10 protein-coding genes are annotated in these 19,823 nt (G+C 68.0%); 6 read left to right on the top strand and 4 right to left on the bottom strand.

What is annotated here, in order from left to right; genetic code table 11:
- Positions 1-6: 6 nt before the first annotated feature.
- The 5 genes from E8A74_RS01565 to E8A74_RS01585 all read left to right on the top strand — a co-directional run bounded on the left by E8A74_RS01565 (position 7) and on the right by E8A74_RS01585 (position 12,883).
- Positions 7-2,658, top strand: a complete 2,652-nt coding sequence (locus tag E8A74_RS01565) for an MGH1-like glycoside hydrolase domain-containing protein (RefSeq protein WP_136927080.1) — start codon at positions 7-9, stop codon at positions 2,656-2,658.
- Entirely contained in the window at positions 2,655-7,298 is a 4,644-nt protein-coding gene (locus tag E8A74_RS01570; RefSeq protein WP_136927081.1) for an AAA family ATPase, read from the top strand. The genes E8A74_RS01565 and E8A74_RS01570 overlap by 4 nt, the downstream gene beginning before the upstream one ends.
- Before the next feature lie 109 nt (positions 7,299-7,407).
- The gene (locus E8A74_RS01575) at positions 7,408-9,549 is read left to right on the top strand and encodes an alpha-amylase family glycosyl hydrolase (RefSeq protein WP_136927082.1); all 2,142 of its coding nucleotides are present in this window, start codon (positions 7,408-7,410) and stop codon (positions 9,547-9,549) included.
- Between the two features lie 23 nt (positions 9,550-9,572).
- Positions 9,573-11,612: an alpha-amylase family glycosyl hydrolase gene (locus E8A74_RS01580; RefSeq protein ID WP_170228769.1), complete on the top strand. Its 2,040-nt coding sequence runs from the start codon at positions 9,573-9,575 to the stop codon at positions 11,610-11,612.
- Between the two features lie 47 nt (positions 11,613-11,659).
- Positions 11,660-12,883, top strand: a complete 1,224-nt coding sequence (locus E8A74_RS01585; protein WP_170228770.1) for a cytochrome P450 — start codon at positions 11,660-11,662, stop codon at positions 12,881-12,883.
- A gap of 3 nt (positions 12,884-12,886) precedes the next feature.
- Here E8A74_RS01585 and E8A74_RS01590 read toward each other — a convergent pair whose 3' ends face one another.
- The gene (locus tag E8A74_RS01590) at positions 12,887-15,061 is read right to left on the bottom strand and encodes a hypothetical protein (RefSeq protein ID WP_136927085.1); all 2,175 of its coding nucleotides are present in this window, start codon (positions 15,059-15,061) and stop codon (positions 12,887-12,889) included.
- A gap of 211 nt (positions 15,062-15,272) precedes the next feature.
- Between E8A74_RS01590 and E8A74_RS01595 the strand changes: the two genes are divergently transcribed.
- A complete protein-coding gene (locus E8A74_RS01595; RefSeq protein WP_136927086.1) occupies positions 15,273-15,830 on the top strand; it encodes a protease complex subunit PrcB family protein in 558 nt (185 codons plus the stop codon).
- Between the two features lie 92 nt (positions 15,831-15,922).
- Here the strand turns inward: E8A74_RS01595 and E8A74_RS01600 are convergent, their stop codons facing one another.
- The 3 genes from E8A74_RS01600 to E8A74_RS01610 form a co-directional block, all read right to left on the bottom strand.
- A complete protein-coding gene (locus tag E8A74_RS01600; protein ID WP_136927087.1) occupies positions 15,923-18,154 on the bottom strand; it encodes a MopE-related protein in 2,232 nt (743 codons plus the stop codon).
- Positions 18,155-18,282: 128 nt separating this feature from the next.
- Complete coding sequence (locus tag E8A74_RS01605; RefSeq protein ID WP_232379323.1) at positions 18,283-19,248, bottom strand: hypothetical protein; 966 nt, start codon at positions 19,246-19,248, stop codon at positions 18,283-18,285.
- Between the two features lie 60 nt (positions 19,249-19,308).
- Complete coding sequence (locus tag E8A74_RS01610) at positions 19,309-19,764, bottom strand: hypothetical protein (protein ID WP_136927088.1); 456 nt, start codon at positions 19,762-19,764, stop codon at positions 19,309-19,311.
- Positions 19,765-19,823 lie beyond the last annotated feature (59 nt).

The raw sequence follows: 19,823 nt of genomic DNA on the forward strand, positions 1-19,823 counted from the left end.
CGAGGCATGCAGGCGTGGAAAACCGAGGAGCACCATCGACTCGCCCAGGCGCGCGAGCGTGTTCTTCGCTGGAAGGACTGGGGACCCTACGTCGCGGATCGCGCCTGGGGCACCGTCCGGGAGGACTACAGCGCGAGCGGGGATGCCTGGGGGTATTTCCCGCACGATCACGCGCGGAGCCGCGCCTATCGCTGGAACGAGGACGGCCTCGCGGGGATCTGTGATCGCGCGCAGATCCTCTGCCTCGCGCTTGCCCTGTGGAACGGCCGCGATGCCATTCTGAAAGAGCGCCTCTTCGGCGTCACCGGCCCCGAGGGCAATCACGGCGAGGACGTCAAGGAGGTCTACCATTACGAGGACGCGACCCCGACGTCGAGTTACCTCCGTTTCCTCTACAAATATCCCCAGCGCCGTTATCCGTACGAGGAGCTCGTCGCGGGGAATCGAATGCGCGGCGGCGACGAACCCGAGCTCGAGACCTGGGACCTCGGCCTCTACGACGAGGGTCGATACTTCGACGTCACCGTCGAATACGCGAAACGCGCGCCCCAGGACATCTTGATGGTCATCACCGTCGAGAACCGCGGCCCCGAGGACGCCCCGATTCACGTCCTGCCGCACCTCTGGTTCCGCAACACCTGGTCGTGGGATGAAATCGTCGTCGCGCCGCCCGAGATCCACGAAGGCGAACGCGGCGAGGGCTTCGCCTCCCTCCGCTGCACCCACCACGACCTCGGCGCCTTCCATCTGTACATCGAGGGCGACGACACGACCCTCCTTTTCACGAACAACGAGACCAACACCGAGCGCCTCTTCGGCTCGCCCTCGCGCACGCCCTACGTCAAGGATGCCTTCCACGCGCGCGTCGTCCACGGCGACGAATCCAAGACAAACCCCGCCGGGCGTGGCTCGAAGGCGGCGGCGTGGCGCGTGTTCAATGTACCCGCCGGGGGCCGTGTCGTTCTCCGCGCGCGGCTTTGCCCCGAGCCCGAGCGGGCTCCGTTCGAGGGCTCGGATGAGCTCCTCGCGAAACGCAAGGCCGAGGCGGACGCGTTTTACCTGGCCATGCAAGGCCCGCACATGTCCGACGAGCGCCGGGCGATCCAGCGCCAGGCCTCCGCGGGTTTGCTCTGGTCCATGCAGCTTTACCATTACGACGTCGACGTCTGGCTCCGCGGCGACGCGATCGCGCCGCCGGCCGAGCGGCTCCGCGGCCGGAACAAGGACTTCCGGCATCTCTCGGTCGCCGACGTCATCTCCATGCCCGACAAATGGGAATACCCCTGGTTCGCGGCCTGGGACCTCGCCTTCCATGCGCTCGCGCTCGCGCCGATCGACATGGACCTCGCGAAAAACCAGCTCAAGCTGATGGTCAAGGAGTGGTACCAGCACCCGAACGGCCAGGTTCCGGCCTACGAATGGGAGTTCGGCGACCTCAATCCCCCGATCCTCGCTTGGGCCGCCTACCAGCTCTACAAGATCGAGCGCAAGCAGCGCGGGAAGGGCGATCGGCTCTTCCTCGAACGCATGTTCCACAAGCTGCTCATCAACTTCGCCTGGTGGGTGAACAAGCGCGACGCCGAGGGAAACAACGTCTTCGAGGGCGGCTTCCTCGGCCTCGACAACATCTCCGTCTTCGACCGCAGCGAGCCGCCGCCGCCCGGCATGAAGCTCGAACAGGCCGACGCGACCGCGTGGATGGCGATGTATTGCATCGACCTCATGCGGATCGCGCTCGAGCTCGCGATGGAAAATTCCGCATACGAGGACGCGGCGAGCAAGTTCTTCGAGCATTTCCTCCGCATCGCCTACACCTTCCACCACGCCGAGCCCCCCGAGATCCCGCTCTGGGACGACGCCGAGGGGTTTTACTTCGACATCCTCACGGTCCACGGCGAGCCCCACCACCTGCCCGTGCGCTCCATGGTCGGCCTCATTCCCCTCTTCGCCGTGCACGTCATCGGCCCCGAGGTCTATCGCAAGCTCGACAACTTCCGTCGCCGCATGGAGTGGTTCCTCGGGAAAAACCCCCACCTCGCCGAGGCCCTCGTCAAGCGCCCCGACGGCCGGTATGTCCTCACGGCCGTCCCGCCCGGCAAGCTCGAACGCGTCCTCGGCCACCTCTTCAACGAGGACGAGTTCCTCTCGCCGTTCGGCCCGCGCTCGCTCTCGAAGGAGCACCAGAAACGGCCTGTCGTCCTTTGGCAGGGCGAACGCCGGCTGGAGGTGAGCTACGAGCCGGGGGAATCGAAGAGCCGCATGAAAGGCGGGAACTCGAACTGGCGTGGCCCCGTCTGGATGCCCACGGCATACATGATTTATCGCTCGCTCCTCCGCCTCGACCACGGCTTCGGCGATGTTTTGTGTATTCCCGCCACGCGCACGCATGGGCCCCGCACGCTCCGCGAGGCGGCCGACGAGATCGCGACGCGCCTCGTCGCCCTCTTCGAGCGCGGACCCGACGGCAAGCGCCCCGTGTATGGCGATTCCGACATCTTCCAGTTCGACCCGCATTTCCGGGACAACCTCCTCTTTTACGAATACTTCCACGGAGACACCGGCGAGGGGCTCGGGGCCTCGCACCAGACCGGCTGGACGGGCCTCGTCGGGGATCTCGTGTTGCGACTCGAACGACATCGGAGGGACGACTCGGCATGAGCCGCTTGGGGAAAGGAGACGAGCGTGGACAATCGACCCTCGCCGCCCTCCTCGCGTCTGGAATGCAAACCCCCGAGGTGGCCGCGCGCGTCACCCTCGCGCTCGCCCTCGTGCTCGACGAGCTTCATCGCGCAGGCCGCGCGCACGGTGATCTCTCGCCCGCGACCATCCTCGTCGAGCCCGCGTCGGACGACGCATTCCTCGCCGACGCCGGCCCTCGCAGCGGCGCCGATGGGCGTGGCCCGGTCCGCGAGTCCTCGCTCGCGTATGCAGCCCCGGAGCGCACGCGGCGCACGAGCCGTGGCTTCGATGGGCGCGCCGATCTCTATTCCCTCGGCGCCATTCTTTATGAAATGCTCACGGGCGCGCCGCCGTTCGTCTCCGCCGATCCCTTGGCGCTCGCCCACGCGCACCTCGCGCGCGTCCCCGTGCCCGCACACGAGCGGGATGCGGCTGTCCCGCGCGTGCTCTCCGACATCACGCAGAAGCTCCTCGCGAAGGCGCCCGCGGCGCGATACCAGACGGGCCGCGCGCTCGCGCTCGACCTCGAACGATTCTTGCGCGAAGGCCCCGTCGCCGCGCCGTTTCCCCTCGGTACCCGCGACGGCCCCGACGATCGGCGTATCTGGGACAAAACCTTCGGCCGCGAGGCCGAGGCCCGCGCGATTGCTGCATGCGCGCGGCGGGCCATGGCGGGCGCGCCCGAGCTCGTGCTCGTCGTGGGCCCGGCCGGCTCTGGCAAATCCACGCTCGTCGCCGAGGCGCGTGAGCAAATCATCCACCAGGGCGGCCTGTTTGTCGCGACGAAGCCCAAGGAAGGAGCCGCGCCCCGCGCGCCCCTCGCCGAGGTCGTCACGGCCCTCGCGCGCCGCGCCCTCGCCGAGCCGGAAGCACGCCTCGATGCGATCCGCGCGCGCCTCCTCGAGGCCCTCGACGGTCAGGGCGCGCTGCTCGAAGACCTCGCGTCCGTCGTGGCCCTCGTCCTCGGGCCATCTCCATCGCTGCCGGATCTCGGGGCCGCCGAGGCGCGCCGCCGCGTGGGGCGTGCGGTTTGCCTTTTCCTTCGGGTCTTCTGCGAGCACTGGCCCCTCGTCGCCGTCTTTTTCGACGACCTCGATCACGCCGACGCCGACACGCTCGCCATTCTCGCCGATGTCCTCGCCGACGAGGGCCTCTCGCGCCTGCTCGTCCTCGGCGCAGCGCACGAGGAGGACACGGCACCCGCGCGGCCGCTCGGCGCCTTCCTCGAATCCATCACCTCGCGTGGCGTCTCCCTTCAAAAAATCGTCCTCGGCCCGCTCGAACCCGAGGACGTCGGGCGTATCATTGCGGACGTCCTCTCCGTGGCCGAGCACGAGGTCGCGGCGCTCGCGCGCCTCTTGCACCGCAAAGCACGCGGCAATCCATTTCTCGTCCTGCATGTGCTCGACGCCCTCTTCTCCGAAGGCCTCGTCGATCGGGATCCCACGACGAACGCCGTTTGCTGGGACGAACGGCGTATCCTCGATGTGCCCATTCCCGACGACGCCGCCCGTTTCGTGGCCGACCGGCTGAGCAAGCTCTCGCCCAGGGCGCGCCGCGTCCTCGCCGCCGCGGCCGTGCTGGGACAGGGATTCGAGCAGGACAAACTCCTGCCGATCCTCGGCGCACCCGAGGCCGACCTCTCCGAGCCGCTCGCCGAGGCGATCGATCTGGGGATGATCGTCCCGGGGACCGGCACGTACCATTTTGTGCATGAAAAGGTGCGTGAGGCGGCCCGAGCGCTGCTCGAAGAGGACGCGCGTGCGCGCGTGCACCTCGCCATCGGCCGCGGGATGCGCGCCGAGACGGGCGCCGAAGGCGATCGTCTCTTCGAGATCGCCCACCATTTTCGTGAAGGCGCCTCCCTGCTCGACGACGGGGACGAACGCCTCTCCGTCGCGCACCTGCTCTTCGATGCGGGCCGCAAGGCGCAATCGCAGGCTGCGTTCCGCGTCGCCGTCGATTTCTACGACGCCTCGGCCGCGCTCCTCTCGGCGTCCGCGCTCGCCACCGATCCCGCGTTTGCCCTCGTGCTTTTTTCCTCGTGGGCCGAATGCGTGTACATCGAGGGACACGCCGAGCGCGCCGAGGCGCTTTTTTCCGAGGCGCTCTCGCACGCTCGAACGCCGCTCGAACGCGCACGCGTGCACGGGCAGCGCCTCGCCCTCCAGGTCTCGCGCGGCCGGTACATGGATGCCATTGCCGCCGGGCGAGAAGGTTTGTCCGAGCTCGGCGTCCTTTTGCCTGAGCGAGGGGCCGAGGCTGCTTCGCTCCCTGCGGCGCTCGCCGATATCGCGCGCCTCGTCGGCGGGCGCACGCCGGTAGACCTCGCCCGCGCCCCGCGCATCGCGGATCCGCGTGTCGTCACGCAGCTCGATCTGCTCACGGCGCTCGTCCCGCCCACGTACATCGCGGATCAGGCGCTTTACCTCGTCGTCATCGTGCGGCTCGTCGCCGCTTGTGTCGAGCACGGCCATGCCGACGTCGCGTCGTATGCGTATGCCAGTTACGCGCTCATGCTGGCGATGATCCTCGGCGACGGGCCAGCCTCGCGGGCGTTTTTCGACCTCGCGGTGCTGCTCGAAGATCGCATCGAAAACCCGGCGCTCCGCGGCAGGACATCCTGGACCCTCGGCGCGTGCTCCACGCCTTTCTTGCCCGTCCGGCGCGCGCTCCCGTTCGTCGAGCGCGCGCTCGTCCATAGCCTCAGAATGGGCGACGTCCCGTACGTCTCGTATTCGCTCTACCTCGGCGTCGCCCTGCGGTACTGGGCGGGCGAGCCCATCGCCTCGGTGCGCGAGGCCTGGGCCAAGGCCACGGTGATCCTGCCGGACGTGCGGGATCCGCTCGCCACATACACGCTCGCCGCGTTCGGTCGGATGCTCGCCGCCCTCGAAGGGCGCACCCGGGCGCCGGCCTCGTTCGACGGCGAGACGTTCGATGATACGTCGTTCGTCGCGACAATCGAACGCAACTTCGGATTTGCGGCGTGTATGCACCACGCCCTGCGGACGCAGCTCTGCCTGTTCCACGGCGATCTCGACGGCGCGCTCGTATGGGCCGAGCGCACCGAGGGGCAGATGGCCGCGGGCATGTGGCTTTATCTGGAGACCTTCGCCACCTTCCTCGTCGCCCTCACATTCGCGGTGCGCCTCGCCGGCGCGGACGAGGCCGAGCGCGCGCGCTTGAAAGAACGCCTCGCGCCGTACCACGCGAAGCTCGGCGCCTGGCTCGGGCTTTTTCCGGACAACTGTCTCCCGTTGCATCGCCTCATCTCCGCGGAGATTCACGCGGCAGATGGGCATCATGGCGAGGCCCGCGAGCTTTACGACGAGGCGATCGAATCATCCCGGACAAGCGGCTTCGTTCACCATGAGGCGCTCGCCTCCGAGCGTGCGGCGCATTATTACGCCAGCCGCGGGCGGCACGAGCTCTCGCGCCCCTACCTCGAAGCTGCGATGCGCGCGTATGCGCGCTGGGGCGCGACTGCGAAGGTGCGTGACCTCGAAGCGCGGCACCCCGACGTCTTCGGAGGAACATCGTCCGGACAGGGAGGGAGCGGTCGCGCGGACAAACCGGCGCGCGTCACCGATCGCCCCTCGCGCGGCGGCAGGTCGCTCGACGCGATGGCCATCGTGCGGGCGGCGCAGGCCATTGCCGGCGAAATGGACCTCGATCGCCTGCTCGAGCGCCTCCTCCGCACGGTGCTCGAGGTCGCGGGCGCCGACCGCGCCGTGCTTGTCCTCGCGCGTGAAGGAGAGCTTTTCATCGGCGCCAGCTTGACCGTCGACGGCGCGGAGGTCGGCGCGATGCGTCCGCTCGCCGGAGCCTCCGGCGTCGCGCCGAGCGTCGTGCAATACGTCGCGCGCACGCGCTCGCCGGTCGTCATGGGTCGCGGCGCGGCCGGCACGCCGTTCGAGGCCGATCCGCACCTCGGCCTCGCCGCGCCCCGCTCCTTCCTCGGATTGCCGCTCGTCCACCGCGACGCCCTCTCGGGCGTCCTCTATCTCGAAAATCGCCTCGTCGAGGACGCATTCTCGGAGGACCGCGTCGAGCTGCTCTCGCTCCTCGCGTCGCAGGCGGCGATCGCCCTCGAGAATGCGCTCCTCCTCGCAGACGTGCGGCGCCGGACGGACGACCTCGCGCGGGCGAACGACGGGCTTCAGGCCGAGCTTCTGCGCCGCGCCAAGGCCGAGGCGGAGCGCGCCTCGTTCGAGCAGGCGATGATCGAAATGCAGCGCGCGCGCCTCGCCGAGCTTTCTGCGCCGCTCGTTCCGATCACCGACAAGGTCATGGTGATCCCGCTCATCGGCGCGATGGACGCCGGGCGCGCCGAGGATCTCCTGCGCGTCGCGCTCGAAGGCGCGAGCAAGCGGCCCTTGCGCGCGCTCATCATCGACATCACGGGCGTCCGTGTGGTCGACACCCACGTCGCGAGCCGCCTGCTCGACACGGTCCGCGCGGTCGAATTGCTCGGCGCCGAGGTCGTGATCACCGGTATCCGGGGCGACGTCGCGCAGGCGCTCGTGAAGCTCGACATCGACTTCGGCGCGAAGGTCCCCACGCGGAGCACGCTCCAGGCGGGGATTGCGTATGCTCTTTCCCGCTGTCGGCGCTAAAATCGATTCGAACCAGGAACCCCGCCGATCCGTCCCCGCGCTCGGGCGTCGCTTCGTGCTCCATGCATGACGAACGGCCGTCCGGTGTGGTAATGCATAACGAGGAGCCATGCGAACGACGTCCTTCCTTCACGCATGGGGTTTGGTGCTCGGGCTTGCCTCCGCGGGCTGCGGCGGACCCGAATTCCCGCGGCGTGATTGCGCGACCGTGATCTGGGCCGAACCCGGCTCGGGAGACGACATCCGCGTCGAGGGGAGCTGGGACGGCTGGGCCGAGGCGAAGCCCCTGGAGCAACGCGACGACGGATGGTTTCTGCTCCCATTGAATCTTTCCCCCGGGGAGTACGGATACCGCATGGTCCAGGGGGGCAAGCGCTCGATCGACAGGCTCAATCCGCTGACCACGTGGAAGGGCGAGGAGGAGGTCTCGCTCGCGATCGCCGAGAGCTGCGGCGCGCCGGAGATTCGTGTCGACGCCGTGGATGTCTCCGGCGACGAGGTCACCGTGAGCGGCGTCTTTCTGGCGTCGCCCGAGGGATCTGCGCTCGACCCTGCGTCGCTGCGGGCCGAGCATCGGGGCGGCGGCGAGATATTGCCCTGGAATGCCCAGGCGGCAGACGGGCGATTCACGTTCGTCGCGCGCGGGCTCGGCCGTGGCAAGCATACGTTCACCCTTCGCGGCGCCGACGAATCCGGGGCCGAGGCGAGCCCGAAGATCGCCGTCGCGTGGGTCGATCCAGCGCAGAACGCCTGGCACGAGGGGCTCCTGTATCACCTCATGATCGACCGTTTCCGCGGGGACGGGGGCGCGCCGCTCGCGCCGTTGCCTCCGGACAAATCCGGCTCGCGCGCGGGCGGGACGCTCGACGGCGTGCGTACGGAAATCGAGCGCGGCACCTTCGACGAGCTCGGCGTCACGGCGCTGTGGATCTCGCCGGTCTACACGAATCCCATCGAGATCCGCGAGGGGCGCGGCGACGGCCGGCCTTATGAGGGATATCACGGCTACTGGCCGCTCGAATCACGCGGGGTCGAGCCGCGCATCGGCGGCGAGGACGCCCTGCACGCCATGGTCGACGAAGCGCATCGGCATGGGATCCGCGTGATCTTCGACCTCGTGCCGAACCACGTCTACGAGCACAACGAGCGATATCTCGCGAACCGGAACAAGGGCTGGTTCAACGACGGCCTCGACAAATGCGTGTGTGGCTCGCCCGGCTGCGGCTGGGGCGAGAAGCTCTCCACGTGCTGGTTCACCTCGTACATGCCCGACGTGCGATTCGAGCACCCCGATTCGATGCGGGCCCAGGTCGACGACGCCGTCTTCTGGATGAAGGAGTTCGACGCGGACGGCGTGCGTATCGACGCGGTCCCCATGATGCCGCGCGCGGCCACGCGCCGGATCACGCACGCCTTCGGCCGCCTTGCGGCCGGCAAGGACGCTCTCTTTTCGATCGGCGAGGTCTTCACCGGCCCCGGCGCGGTCGGCATCGAGAGCATTCGGTATTTCCTGGGCCCGCATAGCCTCTCCGGTGCCTTCGATTTCCCGCTCATGTGGAAGCTCCGTGAGGTCTTTGGCCTCGACCGCGGAAGCCTCTCCGAGCTCGAAGACATCCTCGTCTCGACCGACGCCGCTATTGTTGGCTCGGGCGCGGTGCTCGGCCGCATGATCGACAACCACGACACGTCGCGGTTCGTCTCCGAGGTGACGGGCGACGGCGCGAACGACCCCTGGTACGACAAACCCGCGCAGCCGACGGATCCCATCGTGTATGCGCGGGCGAAGATGGCGCTCGCGTTCATCCTGACGCTCCACGGCCTGCCCGTCCTCTATTATGGCGACGAGCTCGCGCTCGCGGGCGCGGGGGATCCGGACGCGCGCCGGGTGATGCCGGATCTCGCGGCGATCGGGTCTTTGCAATCGGAGGTGCGGGATCTCGTCCGAAGGCTCGGCCATTTGCGCCGCTGCTCGCCTGCGCTCCGTACGGGCACGCGCAGGCCCATCGTGGCGACCAAGGACGAATATGCTTATTTGCGGGACACGGGGGATGGGGATCCCGTGCTCGTGTTTTTCGCGCGCAAGACGGCGCTCGTCTCCGTGCCGACCGGCGCCGTGCCGCTCGGCAGCTACATCGACGTCCTCTCCGGCGAGACGATCGAGATCACCGCCGGCGGCGCCGTTCCGCTCGAAGCCCACTCCTTCCGCGTGCTCGTGCGCGCGGGGAGCCCTTGCCGCAACCCCTCACCTTGACGGGCCTCCGAATGAAAATTTCGATGAATACGTTCACAGCGCTCGCCCTCTCGGGCCTCCTCGTCGCGCCACTGCTCGGCGCGGCGTCCTGTTCGAGCGACGACCTCAATGGGTATCAGCCGCCCGATGGATTGGGCGGCTACGATCCCGGGGAAAAACCCCCGGTGCTCAGCGGCTCCGGCTCCGGCGTCGGCGCGGGCGGCCCCACGGGCCAGGGCGGCGCGGGCGGCGGCGAGCCTCCGGGCCCGCCCATGTGTGACGATAGCTTGAAGCGCTGCGATTACATCTTCACGCTCGCCGACATGGGCCAGACCAGCGTGGTCGTGCGCGGCAATTTCGCCGCTGACGGTTGGGACGTGGGCGTCCCCATGACGAAGGCGAACGGGCAATGGGAAGCCACCGTCCCGATTCCCTACAACCAGCCCGTCCAGTACAAGTTCGTCATCGACGGGAACAACTGGATCAATGACCCGGGCAACCCGAACACGATCGACGACGGGTTTGGTGGGAAAAACAGCCTCGTCTCGCCGACGACCTGTGACCCCTGGACGTGCGACGATCCGCCGGAGGACAGCCCCGTCGAAGCCTGGCGCGACGCGGTCCTTTATTTCGTCTTCGTGGACCGCTTCCTCGACGGCGACCCCTCGAACAACGGCGCGGCCGTGCCGAACGTCCCGACGGCGTCCAATTACCAGGGCGGCGACTGGCAGGGCGTCATCAACAAGATCAAGGACGGGTATTTCACGAAGCTCGGCGTGAACTCCCTCTGGCTCACGGTCCCGATCGACAACACCGAGCTCGCCGGCTTCGGCAACGACGGCAAGAACTACAGCGCTTACCACGGCTACTGGCCGAAGGATTTTTACAAGGCCGAGGAGCGCTTCGGCACGATGGCGAAGTTGAAGGAGCTCGTCGACGAGGCGCACAAGGTGAACATCACCGTCCTCATCGATTATGCGGCGAACCACGCGCACGACTCGGCGCAGGTCTACAAGGACAACACGAGCTGGTTCTGGCCGAACACGAACGGCAGCGGCGGCAACTGCGTTTGCGGCGAGGGCTGCTCCTGGGACGGCGCAACCACCGAAAAATGCTGGTTCACGCCCTACCTGCCTGATTTCAATTACGAGAACGCGGCGGCGCGCAAGTACAGCATCGACAACATGGTCTGGTGGTGGCAGCAGACAGGCATCGACGGCTTCCGCCTCGATGCGCTGAAACACATGCACATGTCGTGGCTCACCGATCTCCGCTCGCGCGTCACGGCCGAGATCGACTCCGTCACGGGCAAGCATTTCTACATGGTCGGCGAGACGTATACGGGCGACAAAGCGCTCATCAAGAAGTACGTCAATCCGTCGACCATGCTCGACGGCCAGTTCGATTTCCCGCTCCGCGCCGAGATCTGCTCGAAGGTCCTCATGCGCCAGGGCACGATGCAGCAGCTCGAAGGCTTCTTGAATGGCAATGACGACGCCTACGGGAACGGCGTCATGAGCACGTTCATCGGCAACCACGACCTGCCCCGTGTCATTCACCTGGCCCAGCAAAACCCGCTCTGGAGCGATTCCTGGGACGGCGGCAAGAACATGAACTGGCAAAACCAGCCGGGTCTGCCCGCCGGGCAGGACGCATTCGAGCGCATGGCGAACGGGTTCACACTCATCATGACCACGCGCGGCGTCCCGCTCATCTATTACGGCGACGAGATCGGCCTGCCCGGCGCGGGTGACCCGGACAACCGGCGGTTCATGCAATGGAGCGGGTACTCCGCCGGCCAGACCCTGCTTCGCACGCACCTCGAAAAGCTCGGGCAGATCCGCAAGGATCACGTCGCGCTCCGGCGGGGCAAGCGCTCGTCGTTATGGGCCTCGAACGACACGATGGCCTACAAGATGGTGCACTCGACCGAGACGGTTTACGTTGCCATCAACCGCGGCGACACGCAGGGTTCCGTCGGAAACCTGCCGAGCGGCAACCTCACGAACTTGCTCACGGGTCAGGCCGTGAGTGGACCCACCGTAAACTTGCCGCCGCGCAGCTCGATGATTCTCGTGCAGTAATTTTCCACGTCCGGCGGGCGTCGTCATGGCGTGCTATGCATACGCTCATGACGACGCCCGCACCTCTGCGTTACGATCCGATGGATCCTTCGTTCACCAAGGATCCGCACCCCTTGCTCGCTCGCTTTCGTGAAGAGTCGCCTGTCTACCACTGGGAACAGGGAGGCGGGTACATCTTCTTCCGCTACCGGGATTGCATGGCGCTCCTGCGAGAGTCGAGGCTCGGAGTCGATCCCACCCTCGGTGCCGGCTTTCCTCCCGAATTGAAGGCCGCCTTCCCCGAATTCGCAGCGCTGCGCGAAAATGACCTCTTCATGGTCCCCCCGGCGGCGCACGCGCGGCTGCGCAAGCTCCTGAACCCAACGTTCGGCCCCCGCGCGGTCGAGGCGCATCGCCCGAAGGTGAAGGCGATCATCGCCGCGCTGCTCGACAAGCTTCCGAAGGAGGGCGAGGTCGACATCTCCACCGAATTCACCCGGCAATATCCCGTGCGGGTGATCGCCAGCATCCTGAACATCCCCTCGGACCACGTGCCGGAGTTCGTGGCTTTCGCCGAGGCCCTTATCTCCACGATCATGCCGGGGCTCTCGCCCGAGCAATTCGCGGCGTGCATGCCGATCATCTCGCGCGGCATGGGGATCGTGCGCGCCGTCATCGCCGATCGCCGGGCAAACCCGATGCCAAACGACCTGACGACCGAGCTCATCAACGCGTGTGATGAGCAGGATCGGCTCTCCGACGCCGAGCTCGTCTCGCTCGTCGCGGGTCTGCTCGTCGGCGGCACCGACACCACGTACCACGGGACGAATCAGGCGATCCTGACGTTGCTCCAGCACCCCGAGCAGCTCGCGATCTTGCGAGATGACCCGAGCCTCGCGCGGAATGCCTTCGACGAGACCCTCCGGTTCAACATTTTCGGCCGGGTGCCGATGGTTCGGTATGCAACGGAGTCGTTCGCATACGGGGACATCCACCTGGAGCGGGGCCGGCCCGTCTTCCTGTTCCTGATGTCGGCGTTCCGGGATCCGGAGTATCTGGCCGATGCGAACACGTACGACATTCGCCGCCAGCACACGGGGACCCACTGGTTCGGCCTGGGTCCCCATTTCTGCCTCGGCGCCTCGCTCGCCCGCATGGAGGCCGAGATCGCGCTCCAGAGCCTGTTCGCGCGGTATCCGAAGATCGAGATCGCGGGCGAGCCGGTCTATGGGATGCACCCGATCATGCGCACCATGGACCAGTTCCCCCTCCGCGTCAGCGCTTCGGCCTGACGTTCATTCAGGACAAACTGTCCGCTCCGCGAGCGTCTGCCCGTCGATCCCGAAGACCACGATGTCTTTGCCGGTCACCGCGGCGCCGAACGCGCCATACCCATAACTCGACAGGAGCTTCCGCTCGGGCCGGCGCACCTCGCCGTTCGGCCCGAGTTCGATGGTGATGACTTCCCGCGCGAAAGGCCCGGTCGCGGCAATCAAGAAGCCGTCGGCCGTGCCGATCACGGACGGATTCCGCAGCAAGGCGTAGGGCCCGGATGCGAGCGACGGGGCGCCGATCGCCTTTCCCGTGTCGTCGAGGCGCGCCACGCGGATCACGCTCGTCTCGGTCCGCTCGGTGCCGGTCACGCACGCGACGAGCAGCCCCTTCGGGCCATGGCCGAGCGCGCAATCGCCGGGCTGGAAGGGGAATCGCGCCGCCGGGGCGGGCTGCGAGACGATACGCGCGGCGCCGTCGAGCAGCGCCGTCACGACCGCGCCCCCGCGCGCGTAGGCGACCACGAGGCCCTTGCTCGTCCAGGCGAGGCCAGGCCGGCTCGTCATGGGGTCTCCGGGCAGGCGCGTCGTTTTCCGCATGGCGCCGGCCTCGTCGATTCTCCCGACCTCGACGCCGCCCTGTTCGTCGATCCACGCGGCCGCGAATCCCCCGGGCACGCGCGCGAGCGTTGGCTCGCGTCGGCCTGCCGCCGCGGGAAGGACGGCGCGCGTCGTGGTTTTTCCTTCGCGATCGACGCGCACGAAAATCATCTCCTCCTTTTCGAGGCGGAGCGCAGCCCAACCGCCGTCGTCGAGCGAAAGGACGGACGCCGCGCCCGTGTTTGGTTGCAGGCGCAAGGCTTCGGGCGCGGGGCGCGTGCGCGCATCACACGGGCCCGCCGGGGTCGTCTCGCTCGGCGCCGGGGCTTCACGGCAGGCGAGGCGGGCGGCCACGACCTCGGGCTTTTTCCCTTTCTGCAATCGATCCCGGTTGTACACGACGAGCCATTCTTTCCCGGTCCAGAGGACGGCGGGCATTTCTCCGGACGAATCCTTGTCGTGCAGGGGCAGCGGCGGCGCCGCGCCGCCATTCGGATCCACGACCGCGATAAGCGCCTCCGGATCCCGCGCGACGATGACCGACGCGTGGAAATGCGCCTCGTAGGCCACCGCGAACCGCACGCCGTCCCAGGCGAGGACGGGCTTGCGCGGCGACGCAATGGGGTCGGGGTGTGTCGCGACGACCCGCGGCGCGAGCTTGGGATGGCCCGCGGCGTCGAGGACCGCGAGCCATATCTTGTGGTCCTGATCCCAGGCGACGGCGAGGCCCGTAGGCGTGGGCAAGAGGAAAGGATTGACCCCGCCCTGGAGCGTCGCGCCCACGCCCGAGAGCCCATTCTCCGTGAGGCGCCGGATCTCGATCGTGCCGCGCGTCTCGCGCGAATGCCAGCCGACCCAGTACGCCTCGCCGTCCCACACGATCGAGGGGACGCCGGGATTCTCGCCCGTGGAGAGCTCGAAGGTGCGCTTGACCTTGCCCGTATTCGCGTCGACGAGCGCGACACGCACCGACTCGTGCATGGGATAGGGGCCGCGTGTCCAGGCGACGGCGATCTCGTCCTTGCCCCACGCGATCGCGGGCGTGCCGTCGAGCCGCGGCGAAGGATCGACGCGCGCCGACCAGAGCGGGCGATCCTGCGCGTCGAGCCGCACGAGCTCGATATCGGCCTCCTGCTGCGCGTGATACACGACCGACGCGACCACGACGTCGCTCCCGCGGAAGGCCCCCACGACGTGCGAGCGCTCGTGTTTGTCCGGGAATACGATTTCGCGCACGCTCTTCGCCGCGCCCGAGGCTTCGAGCCGCGCGACGAATGCTCCCTGGTTGTCGTGATCGAGGTACACGTACCCCGCGCCCGCATCCAGCCTGCCGAGCGAGGGCCGGTCCTCGTAGAAAAACGCGGACGCGCCGCGGGCGACGTCCACCGAGGCGCGCGCCTCGAGCCCGTGCGCGCACGAGGCGGGCGGCGCCTCGGCCCCCGGGACCGACGGCGTGGGGCCCTGGTCCGGCTCGGGCGTCGTGGGCGCGGGGACCGGCTCGCTCTTCGTGGGCACGATAGGGGTGCCACATCCGAGCCAAAGACCCATGAGCGCAGCCGGCAGGCCAAGGGAAAGGCGCTTGCCTTGCGAAATCGTCATCGTGCTCTCCAGACCAGGCAACGAGCAGGCTGAACCTAGCGCGCGGCCCGCCGCCCGTCCACGGCCCAGCGCCGCGCCCCCCGCCCCGAACCTGGGCTTTCTTCGAATTCGGAATGCCGAGTGATTCCACCTTCGGGGAGCTGGAAAAGCGGAATGCGTGGTCCAGCCTGGTCGGCCCAGCTCTTGCCGGGCACCTCGCCCCGGGGGAATCATGAAGACGTTTTCCCGGAAGAACGTGCTCGGCTGGGCTCTCGTGGCGATCGTTTCGTGCACGGCCCTCGGTGACGCCTCGGCCAGGGAAGGAAGCAGACGTGCGCCGCGGGCTCCGAACCCGGGCGAGATCGCCGTGCCTTTCACGGAGCTGGAAGTGCGCGCCTCCGGCCGGCCGCGCGGCGAGCTGCGGACCCTCTTGACGTCGCCGCGGATGTACCAGGCTTTCGTCGGCAGCCGGCCGCCGGAAGACCTCGATTTCCAGCGTGAATGGGTGATCCTGTACGCGCCCGGCACGATGCCGACCGGCGGCTACGAGGCCGACATCTCGTACATCGGGCAATCCACGGACGGGCGTACGCTCACGATCGAGACCCGGCTCTTCGAACCGGGCCCCCATTGCTTCGTGACGCAGGCGCTCACGAATCCATACGTGCTCGTACGATTTCAGCGGCCGGAGACCACGCGGCGTGTGGTCTTCAGCCACGTCACGGAGGAGCGCGACTGCACCTCGGAGCCGATGCTCTCGCGCCCCGGCGACGAGGCGTCGAGCGAGTGAACGCGTGAACGGATGAGCGAGGCGCGCACGCCCGTGGCCCTCTGCGAGCCGCGGGCGTGCGGAGAAGGGTGTGTCCTTCCGTTACATTCGGATCACTGCGCGAGCTTCATGACGACCGCGTCCTCGCCGCCCGCGTTCGTCGTGAAGGTGCCGTCGCCGAAGAGGACGTTGTTGCTCCGGTAGCTGCCGCCGACCCACACGTTGGCCGAGCTGTCCGCGGCGATGGTCTCGCCCGACTCGGTCATGCCGCCGCCGAACTTCTTGGTCCAGGCCGCGGTGCCGGTGGGGTTGTACTTCGCGACGAAGATGTCGTGCTCGCCGTTCGACGAGACGTCGCCCTTGCCGAAATTGGTGGTGGCCCAGAATTGGCCCGTCACGAGCACGTTGTTGAACGCGTCGACCGCGATGTCCTTGCCCCGCTGCGTGCTGATGCCGCCCATGGTCTTGCTCCACATGTGGAAGCCGGAGGGGCTGTACTTCGCGATGAACACGTCCTCCGCGCCGCCGCTCGTGACCGTGCCATTGCCGATGTCCATCGAGCCGTTGAACTCGCCGGTCACGAGCACGTTGCCCGCGCTGTCGATCGTCACGGCGTTCGCGCGCTGGAGCTCCGCGTCGCCCGCGCCGAGCACGAAGAGGGGGTTGCCCATGGTGTCGAGCTTCGCGACGAAGATGTCATAACCGCCGGCGCTCGTGAGCGTCTGGCCGCCGCCGAAATCGAGGCTGCTCTGGAACGCGCCGGCGAGCGCGATGTCGCCTGCGGGCGAGACCGCGAGGTCGTAAATGTATTGCGTCCCCGGCCCGGTGTACGCCTTCGCCCAGAGCGCCGTGCCATTCTTGTCCATCTTCGTGACGAACAATTCGAGCCCACCACCCGCGCTCGGGCTGATGACGTGCGCGCCGATCGTGAGGTTGGCCGAGAACGTGCCGGAGACGTAGACGTTGTCCGCCGCGTCGACCGCGACGCTTGGCTCCTCCTGCGTGTACGCGTTCGCGATGGCCTGGCTCCAGACCTGGTTCCCCGTGGCGGCGGCGAGCTTCGCCACGAAGATATCACGCGAGCCCATGTTGCTCGTGAGCGCCCCGTCGCCGAAATCGATGCTGCCGAGGAACTCGCCCGTGATGAGCACGTCGCCCGCGCTGTCGATGGCGACGCTGGTCACGTCCTGCCCGGCCGCATCGCCGTACTTCTTCGCCCACACGACGGTGCCCGCCGAATTGTACTTGATGACGAAGATGTTTTCGTTGCCCGTGCTGGTCAGCGTGCCGATCGGCGCGGGGAGGGTGATCGCCCCCGAGAACCTGCCGACGACGACGCCATTGCCCTGCGTATCGGTCGCAGAGGCCAGCACGATCTGAGCCTGGTTGTTGCCGAAGGTCCGCACCCAGCTCGTGTCGCCGGTGCACGCAGGCGCCTGGCCATTGCAATCGTCGTCGCCGGCCGTCGCGCAGTTCTCCGGCGTCGGCACGACCTCGCCCGTGCACGGCCCGTACCCGGAGCCGTTCGGCGTGCACGTCTCGATGCCCATCTTGCACAGGCCCACGCCCGCCGTGCCATTCGGCCCCGTGTAGCAGGCCTTCGTCGAGTTCGGCGCGCACGCGCAGTTCGCGCCGTCGTCCACGAACATGTCGCAATCGTCGTCGATGGCATTGCAGGTCTCGGCCTGCGGCAGGACCTGGCCCACGCACGCGCCGTACGAGAGGCCGTCGGGCGCGCACGTCGCGGTGCCGCCCTTGCAAATGCCGACGTTTTCCGTGCCGTTCGGGCCCGTGTAGCAGGGCATCGAAGCGCCCGGCGAGCACGCGCAGTTCGCGCCGTCGCCGACCACGCCATTGCAGTCCTCGTCGGTCAGGCCGCACGACTGGGTCCCCGGGACGACCTCGCCCACGCACGGGCCGTAGCTGAGGCCGTCGGGGTTGCAGGTCTTCACGCCCGCCATGCAGGCGCCGACGCCCATCGTGCCGTCGGGGCCCGTGTAGCAGGCCTGCGTGCTGCCCGGCGTGCAGCAGCCCTCGTCGACCTCGCCGTCGCAGTTGTTGTCCTTGTTGTCGCCGCAGACCTCGGGCGTGGGGACACACGCCATTCCGCCGCCGCCGCCCATGCCGCCGCCGCCCATGCCGCCGCCGCCCTGGCCGCCCACGCCGCCCTCCCCGCCCACGCCGCCGGTGCCGCCGCCGCCCTGCCCACCGGTGCCGCTCGACGAGCTGCTCGACCCCGTGATGTTCGGAAGCGGCTCGTCGCCGCCGCAGCCCGCGAGTCCCGCGCCGAGGACCAGCGCGAGGGACGAAAGTGTGAACGAAGCAAGATGACGCCGATGCAACATGGAACGAACCTCCGGAATGGAACGGGCTGCGAAGCCAAATGCAGCGCATCATCTACGAAATTGGGGCCCGCGCACAATAGGTCAGGCAAGAAATGCGCGCCGCGGCAAATTTGGAGATGTGGTCGGCGTTACTGAGCCGTCGTCGGGAAGATCAGCACGAACGAGCCCTTTGCGGGCCGAAAGACCGTGGTCTTCGTGGGATGGGCGTCCCGCTTGAAATGCGGCATCCAGGGGAGCGCCTTCCACGCGTCGTTGTCCTGAATGAACTCGGGCACCACGAGGTCGAGCTCGACGTACCGGTCCGCGGTCGCGGCCGCGAGATCCGGCCCGAACGTCCACTTCTCGCGCCCGGGGCGCGCGGTGAGGTCGTTGTGAATGGCGCCGCCGTACGTGAGGACCATCTTGCCCGCGCCGGCGTTCGCGTTGCGGGAGGCGAGGGCCTTGGCCTTTTCATCCATGAGCCGCGTGATCATCTCCAGCATCACGATGACCGAATCCGGCCCGGCCTTCACGATCGCGTCGTAATCGGCGCAGCTCGCCCGCAGGATATGGGGCTTCACGCCGAGCGCGTACGCCGCGTCGCCGAGCGTGACGAACTCGTTCTGGTTCGTCTTGGCCTGGCCTTGCGTGACGGGCTTCTGCTGCTCCGCGACCTGCGCCTCTTTTTCCTTCCCGCATTTGCCTTCGGACACCCAGATCTCGAGCACGATGTCGCTCGCCTTGCCGGCGAGCATGAGCAAAAACGTGTCGGTGAAGCGCTTCGTGGCCGTCGGGATGCCCTCCTTGCCCTTCTGCGCGTGCGACTCGCCGATGCCGAGGATGAGCGGGTTTTCCGCGAGGATCGCGGCAAACGCGGCCTGGGGCGTGTCGTAGAGCAGGCACCCCATCTCGCCACAAGGCTCGGGCGGAGCCGCAGGAACGGGCGCCGCGCTCGCGGAAGGGGGCGGAGCGGCGCTCGCGATCGGGGCGGGCATGGCGCTCGGGGTCGCCGCGGCGGTGGCCGTCGCGGGCGGCGGAGGCGAAGCGCTGTCGGGCGTGCGGCACGCGGCGAGAGAGACGAGGCAAAGGAGCGGGAGGAGGCGAGCGCTCAGCATGGCGGCAGGAGTGACGCGAGGACACGGAAGTTCCTCGGCGCTGTCAAGCGCTTCCGCGGCTCAGCGGAGGCCGGCGATTCGTTCGAGCTGCATCTGGTACGATTTCGAGAGCTTCGACTCGTCGACCCGCGGCCGGAGCGCCTTCAGCGCCGATCGCGTCGGCACGTCGACGTCGGCGCCGAGCCGCGCCGCTTCGAGGTGCAGCTCGAGCGCGCGCTTGTAGCCCGTCTGCGCCTTCCACACGTCGCCGCGCAAATCGTCGAGCTCGGCCCGATGCTGGGTGAGCATTGCGCACGCCGAGACCTTCTCGCGGCTGCCGAGCATCATCGCCGCGCTCGAAGCGTCGTGCCGCGAGAGCGTGTCCCACATCGGGCCAAACAGATGGAGCGCCGTCGTGTGGACGAGCTCCACCGCCTCGTCGAGCCGTCCCGTCCGCTTCAGGCCGACGACACGACCGAAGACGTCCGCGAGCTGCTGGACCATACGGACCTTCAGGTCCTTGTGCGTGCTCGACATGCGCTTTTCCCCCGCACCCCTGGCGGAACGTGAACGTTACCAAACGGAAGTCCGCGGGT

It is taken from the genome of Polyangium fumosum, assembly GCF_005144585.1.
GTDB lineage: Bacteria > Myxococcota_A > Polyangia > Polyangiales > Polyangiaceae > Polyangium > Polyangium fumosum.